The following is a 5,997-nucleotide window of genomic DNA, read 5'->3' as shown; positions in this document are numbered from 1 at the left end:
CCGCTGCTCGATCGCGTGTACATCAACATGATTGAAATTGAGCCAGCCTATCAGCGTAAGGGCATTGGTTTGAGCGTGCTGTGGCACCTCTGGCTGACACACCAGGTGCCGATACCGACGACTGACCTTGGCGCGGAATTGGTCAGTTGCACACTCTTACAAGTATTGGTCACGTTAAGAACAAACCATCGAGTCAAGTCACTACGCGACAAAAACAGCCTTGAAGCTCGCAAGCCTCATAAGTGGTGATAAAATACGTTATCACCACTTTTTAGCAGGGTAGGCCGTATGTCGCTTTTTGAACCGATGCGCGACTTTTTCCATAGACGGGCGGCAAAAAACATGAGTGAAGGCGCAAAGCGGGTTCACCTGGTGCATCGCCGGCAAGAATCGCCCCGGGGAAATTTCGTGTTCCCCGGTACCGACTACTTTGACGACATCGAGGTCGATGGCCAGCGCGTTGGCCATGTCGATTACGGCATCAATCCGCTGCTCGATCGCGTGTACATCAACATGATTGAAATTGAGCCGGCCTATCAGCGTAAGGGCATTGGTTTGAGCGTGCTGTGGCACCTCTGGCTGACACACCAGGTGCCGATCGTACCGATTTACCAATACGCTCTATCTAAAGGTTTCTGGCACCGGGCCCGGCGTCGTTTTTTGGCCGCCGGTGCGTTGATCGAGGAGGAGCTACGTACCGACAGCGAGTTGGCCGACGCCAAGCAGCGTTGGCAGCACCTGGTACCAGAGTCGGAGGTTGACCGCTCGATTCGGGAATACTGGGCTTGGGTTGAAGCTGAAAGAGCTGCCGGGCGCCCGGCCGGGCCGGGTATCCGATGAGCGACCTGATCCCCACTGGCGGCGGTGAGCGGCGACTGTCCGCCGCTGAGTTCCAGCAGCTCGCCACCGTGCCGGCTGCAGCTGAATGGTTCGCCAATATCGACAACCCGCGCACCCGCCGTGCGTACCAGGGCGACCTGGCGGACTTCTGCAATTTCGTTGGACTCACCGGCGCCGAGGAATTCCGCGCGATCACGCGTGCCCACGTTCTGGCCTGGCGCGCGCAACTTGAAAAACGAGGCTTGGCCGGGGCCACCATCCGCCGCAAACTGGCGGCGCTGGCCAGCCTGTTTGATCACCTCCTGGAGAACAACGCCGTCGCCGGCGGTAACCCGGTGCACGGGGTCAAACGGCCCCGGATCGAAAGCAACGAGGGCAAGACGCCGGCACTCGGTGACGACCAGGCCAAGATGTTGCTGACGGCGCCGGACGGCTGGACGTTGAAGGGCATTCGTGACCGCGCCATATTGGCGGTGCTGCTATACCACGGCCTGCGCCGGGAAGAAGCCGCGCAGCTGATGGTCGGTGACATGCAGGAGCGGCGCGGGATCAAGCATTTGAAGGTCAAAGGTAAAGGCGGCAAGACCCGCTATCTACCGTTGCATCCGGTGGCGGCCGAGCGCATTCATGCGTACCTGGAAAAGGACAACAAACGTGAGCCCGGGAATGACTCGCTCTTCCGTTCGATCCGCGGCCGCACAACCGGATCCGGCATTTCCGCGAACGGGATCTATACCGTGGTCGCTCAGTGGGCTAAAGCAGCCGGCATCAAGGTCGAGGGGCTCGGCGTGCACGGACTCAGAGCGACGGCGGCGACCAATGCCCTGGAGCATGACGCCGATATCGCCAAGGTGCAGGAATGGTTGGGTCACGCGAATATCAGCACCACCCGCCTGTATGACCGACGTGGCCAGCGGCCAGAGGATTCACCTACGTACAAGGTGAAGTATTGAGTTATGCGCTTGCCTCCTCTAGGCCAACAACCGGCGAAGGTGGAAGGCTCGCAAGCCTGGACTCCAACCTCAGGCCGCATGGTTCACAAATGATCAGCAGACCAGGTTTGCCCCACACGTTCGTTTTGCAGGAAGGCGTTGGGCAGGAATATTTGTCGCGGTTACTCCGATCGACATCTTCCCTCACGCCAATATCGAGCCCCCCTGTTGCCGGCGCTTGGTAGCCTGCCTCGATCAGTGTTTGTTGCGGAAGTTGGTCCTGTGCCACTAAACCAAGACTATCACCGACATGGCCATCGTCTAGATCTGCCGTTGGTGGGGGCGCATCGTTCGCGACAGTTGTGGGCTTTACGATTTCCGCATCCGAATAACCTGAAGGTGGGGAACTGGGTGCTAAAACTGCAAGTGGCCGAACGCTAATAGGAAAGCGATCCATCCATGAGATAGCAAAGCCGGTGCTTAGCAAGCGGCGGGTGGCTTTGTCAAAACGGCCGCCCGGGATGACGTAGTCGTTCATCGACTGACCGATTTTCTTCCCACCTGGCTGTCCTGTGGAGGACGGCATCAGACCCAGAGCCTCCATTTTTCTAGCCCACTCCCAATTGTGGTAACAAGATCTACTGGGCTTGCCGAAATGCTCCTGCCAGAGGTGGACCATCTCATGGACTAGCGTTTGCAATATTTCCACGAGAGGGATCGACGCGAAGTAGTCGGGATTCATTGCGATTTCGTCGGTCTTCGTGCCATCCGTACGAATGAATCGGGCCTTCGAAAAATAGCCCATGGTTCGCTTTTCGCGCTGGTAGGTGATCATGCACGCCGGCAGACGCTCCTGTGATGCAAACAGGTGATCATTGTAATAATCGTAAGCGCGCTGAAGCTCAGCGTACGCTTCCTCGGTTGGGCGAAGATAACCTTTCACCACATCAATCCCCTTTCGAAAATGTAATGTGCAATACATTTTCATTGCACAAAAAAAGGCCCTGGACCAGAGCCTGCATTTCATAATCCGGTCAACAACTACCCGGTGATTTCGTAAACTGCTCTCACGACGCTCAAGGTCCAATCATCGCTGTTCCAGCTTGCGATTGCGTCAGCAAGCGTTTCCCCAGTTCGCATCGTGGCGTCAGCTTCGTGCAAGCATACGACCTGCCCCTCCCCTGTACCAGGCAGCAATCCTGAAAAGAAACTGGGTCGTCCACCGCAGTCCGGGCATCCCTTAATGAAGTGGTGTATGGCCTTCAATTTGGCGAGCTCCGCTACTTTGTCAAGCGCGTCAGCAGAACTCAATATTTCGCGGAGTCGGTCGACGAGGTTTCCGTGTTTAATGGGATCGGTCTGCATAAGAGTCGTGAGGGTCCAATGCAGATCGCCACGACAGGTAGCCGGATGATCGCCTAAACCCGCGTCTATCAACGCCTGTTGAACAGCTAAATCTACATCTCTCAAACCCATCTCCTTCAACAGCTTGTTAACACCACCGGTGATTATCTGGCGATGCTGTTTTAATATTCTGTATAATAGTTGCTATACGGAAACGTGCAAAGGGTTTTAATCGCACCAGGTGCACGCCCTGCCCAGCCGTCAAACGTTGGGCCGAGACGTAGAAGCGCGCCTACACTAGCGCGTCCGTATTCATACAGAGGATGCTGGAATGACCATTGGTTATATCGGTAGGGCCCGAAATTTTGTAAGTCGCATCCATCAAGAGTTGATACGGCAGTTTCGTTTTTTCGTGCCGGATTCCGGCGTCACTCGGGTGCCAGCAGAGATGGAAATTGCTGACGTTCTCCCAGCCAGCCATAAGGACGCTTTACGGCTGTTGTCTGATGGGCTTTGTCGCATTCGGGAGGCGGCTGTCGAAGCACCTGATCATGCAATGCAAGTGGCAGACGCACTTCACAATTTACCGGGCTGCATCGCGGGAGAAGATAGCGCAGGCGAGGCTTATCTGACCGAGTTGCTCGAGAAGGGGCGCGCTTTGCTCGATGACCAATCCTGGCGAAGGGAATTGCGGACCCGATGAGTCTCGCGGGCAGTGAATACGACGATGCAGTCGCGCTACTCCGCATAGATGCCACTTTTGGCGTCCACCACAACGAAGGAATGACGACATGGCCACCGCAGCGACTGGAATGCTTCTCGCGTCAAAAAACGGCGATATCTCTGCCGCAAAGCTGATCAGTGAAACCCCTAACGTTTGGGTGCTGGAAATTGAAAAGCGTGAGGTACGAGTCAGTAAAGGGGATACCCGTCAGCGCGCTTTCCGCGAAATGAATGACGCCTTGCAATGGGCCGAGGCCGATCCAGAGTTGATCGAGCATTTTGTTCAACTGATGGCTGGGAAGGCTGCCCCCGGCAACCAAGTCCAGAGTTAGGGAATTCACATGACCCATGCCGAGCTTTGTGAAATCGCCAAAAAATGGCTTGCACGCCCAAACAGCCAGCGCGGGCATGGTTGCCATGTTGCTCTGTCGGAATGCAGATCCGGTTGGGGTGGAGAAATGCCGGACGCTATCGGCTTTCGCGCAGACACTCGGGGAACAGAAACAGTTGTGGTCGAGGTGAAAGTTTCGCGCAACGACTTTCTGGCCGACGCCAAGAAGCCCCACCGGGCGGATGGTGAGGGGATGGGACTCTATCGGTACTTTATGTGCCCGGAAGGTTTGATTCAGGCTGACGAGGTTCCAGCGCGATGGGGTCTGCTTTACGTCAACGCTCGCGGCGGAGTGAAGGCTGTACTTGGTCCGGTGGCCCTTTCGAGCAACTGCGGAACGTTTAAAGCTGTAGCAGCCCCTTGGCAGCACAGCCGGAATACTGAGCGCGAAACGTGGTTGCTTGTTCGGGTTATGGCCAGGATTGATGAGCCGGACAAGGTGAAAAATGCGATCAATGCTGCTCAGCGTGAACAGGCTCGGTTGGCGAAGCTTTGCAACCAGCAAGCCGAAGAGATTCGTGCCTTGAAGATGGCCATCCCAGCCGCTGGCTGGAGTGGCAGCGTGGGTGAAATGCTCACTGCGATTCGTAGAAAAGTGCCGACGGCCACCAACTGAAGGCTTGCGCATCAAACCAAGAGTAGACGGAAAATTCCCGGTAATTCCCAAGCCCAGCCATGCTGGGCTGAGGCAGTAGAAGAAGCCAGGTTTTCTCGCACTGGAAGCAAGGGAACAAAACATGCTCATAGCAGAATACGGCCCTTTGGCACTCGAAACGACGCTCGTTGGCAGCATCATGGTTTTTGTTTCTACCGGCCTGATTGGGTTAACCGTGGCGCGACTTCAGCGCCGCTACCGAATCAATAAAGCTTGGGCGTGGATCATTTCTATTCTGGCGCTTCTGGCAGTGATCGCATTGCAGGGATTCTTCCAAGTCGCCGAGCATTTGGCTCCAGTCGTGCAGCCTTACATGTGGTTGTTTGGGCTTATGGGGTTCGGTGCAACTGTGGTTTTTTTGACGTTGTGCTTGTACACCATGTTTGGCGGCAAAGCATCAGACCTAGCAAAGCTGTTTAAACGGCGCTGTTCATGACCCTCGGGTATTTGCGAAGGCGTACATCAACTAATCAAGGAAAAAAATATGTCACGTTCGTTAGGCGCGGTTGATTTCGAGGATGGCCGCAGGCTGTACCTGATCTACGACGGAACCGTGGGCAACGCCTGGCGACCACTTTTTGAAACCCGCCAAGCAGCCTGGGATTGGTATTGCGATGAAGCTATCGAGTATGCGGAGCCCGTTGGTGCAGTCGGCACAGAGCTTCCTGTGGTTTTGACCGTAGATCTTCATTACGACGGCCAAGAACGTTGGCAGTTTGAAAGTCGGGCTTCTTTCGAAGCACTGTGGCTTACCGGCCCAACCAGTTCAGAAGACGCAGCGGACGAAAGAGGTCAGCAGTTCGACGAGCCTTATGGCGGGTATTTTTCGCATGATGAAAAACCAATCAACTGATCACGGAAAGTACGATGAATGGTGGTTATGCGGATCCTTACGCTCTCGAATCGGATAATTTCAGTATTTGGGGAGTGGTGACGCATAGCATATGACCGCACAGTGGCCGATAGAGATGCACAAAGATTTGCCTGGTCAAGGGGTCAGCCCGGAAGCCGCACGCGGCGCGCAGCCTGCTTGCAGGCGAGCACCGAACGGGTGAGGACTGAAGCGCAGCGGCCCCTTTACCAGGTGGCTGGTTATCAAGGCTCCCTCGGCG

General features: G+C 55.7%; 8 protein-coding genes and 1 pseudogene. 8 read left to right on the top strand and 1 reads right to left on the bottom strand.

Going from position 1 to position 5,997, the window contains the following annotated elements; genetic code table 11:
• The 3 genes and pseudogenes from FFS64_RS31545 to FFS64_RS30960 all read left to right on the top strand — a co-directional run.
• Window positions 1–249: pseudogene (locus FFS64_RS31545) on the top strand (hypothetical protein); the annotation flags it as partial.
• Window positions 250–288: 39 nt separating this feature from the next.
• Complete coding sequence (locus FFS64_RS30965) at window positions 289–840, top strand: GNAT family N-acetyltransferase (RefSeq protein ID WP_137808436.1); 552 nt, start codon at window positions 289–291, stop codon at window positions 838–840.
• The gene (locus tag FFS64_RS30960) at window positions 837–1,793 is read left to right on the top strand and encodes a tyrosine-type recombinase/integrase (RefSeq protein WP_137808435.1); all 957 of its coding nucleotides are present in this window, start codon (window positions 837–839) and stop codon (window positions 1,791–1,793) included. The genes FFS64_RS30965 and FFS64_RS30960 overlap by 4 nt, the downstream gene beginning before the upstream one ends.
• 1 nt (window position 1,794) lies before the next feature.
• On the opposite strand, the gene FFS64_RS30955 is transcribed toward FFS64_RS30960, so the two are convergent.
• Window positions 1,795–2,859, bottom strand: a complete 1,065-nt coding sequence (locus FFS64_RS30955; RefSeq protein WP_256660588.1) for a SprT-like domain-containing protein — start codon at window positions 2,857–2,859, stop codon at window positions 1,795–1,797.
• A 588-nt stretch (window positions 2,860–3,447) separates the two neighbouring features.
• On the opposite strand from FFS64_RS30955, the gene FFS64_RS30950 reads away from it, so the two are divergent.
• From FFS64_RS30950 to FFS64_RS30930, 5 genes are all read left to right on the top strand, one after another.
• Window positions 3,448–3,819, top strand: coding sequence for a hypothetical protein (locus FFS64_RS30950; protein ID WP_137808434.1), 372 nt, complete (start codon window positions 3,448–3,450; stop codon window positions 3,817–3,819).
• 88 nt (window positions 3,820–3,907) lie between these two features.
• Window positions 3,908–4,171: a hypothetical protein gene (locus FFS64_RS30945; RefSeq protein ID WP_177498748.1), complete on the top strand. Its 264-nt coding sequence runs from the start codon at window positions 3,908–3,910 to the stop codon at window positions 4,169–4,171.
• Window positions 4,172–4,180: 9 nt separating this feature from the next.
• On the top strand, window positions 4,181–4,846 hold the full coding sequence (locus tag FFS64_RS30940; protein ID WP_177498747.1) for an adenylosuccinate synthase: 666 nt from the start codon (window positions 4,181–4,183) through the stop codon (window positions 4,844–4,846).
• Window positions 4,847–4,967: 121 nt separating this feature from the next.
• A complete protein-coding gene (locus FFS64_RS30935; protein ID WP_137808433.1) occupies window positions 4,968–5,321 on the top strand; it encodes a hypothetical protein in 354 nt (117 codons plus the stop codon).
• Between the two features lie 48 nt (window positions 5,322–5,369).
• Window positions 5,370–5,738, top strand: coding sequence for a hypothetical protein (locus tag FFS64_RS30930; RefSeq protein ID WP_137808432.1), 369 nt, complete (start codon window positions 5,370–5,372; stop codon window positions 5,736–5,738).
• The last annotated feature ends 259 nt before the right edge of the window (window positions 5,739–5,997 follow it).

It is taken from the genome of Pseudomonas sp. G(2018) (assembly GCF_005502415.1).
Classification (GTDB): Bacteria; Pseudomonadota; Gammaproteobacteria; order Pseudomonadales; family Pseudomonadaceae; genus Aquipseudomonas.
Note: the sequence above shows the minus strand (reverse complement) of the source record. Positions and strands in the feature narration are given on the sequence as shown.

What these genes read in the sequence shown, in the direction of transcription:
- FFS64_RS30965 (WP_137808436.1), top strand. Translation starts at nt 289, where the DNA reads ATGTCGCTTTTTGAACCGATGCGCGACTTTTTCCATAGACGGGCGGCA.
- FFS64_RS30960 (WP_137808435.1), top strand. Translation starts at nt 837, where the DNA reads ATGAGCGACCTGATCCCCACTGGCGGCGGTGAGCGGCGACTGTCCGCC.
- FFS64_RS30950 (WP_137808434.1), top strand. Translation starts at nt 3,448, where the DNA reads ATGACCATTGGTTATATCGGTAGGGCCCGAAATTTTGTAAGTCGCATC.
- FFS64_RS30945 (WP_177498748.1), top strand. Translation starts at nt 3,908, where the DNA reads ATGGCCACCGCAGCGACTGGAATGCTTCTCGCGTCAAAAAACGGCGAT.
- FFS64_RS30940 (WP_177498747.1), top strand. Translation starts at nt 4,181, where the DNA reads ATGACCCATGCCGAGCTTTGTGAAATCGCCAAAAAATGGCTTGCACGC.
- FFS64_RS30935 (WP_137808433.1), top strand. Translation starts at nt 4,968, where the DNA reads ATGCTCATAGCAGAATACGGCCCTTTGGCACTCGAAACGACGCTCGTT.
- FFS64_RS30930 (WP_137808432.1), top strand. Translation starts at nt 5,370, where the DNA reads ATGTCACGTTCGTTAGGCGCGGTTGATTTCGAGGATGGCCGCAGGCTG.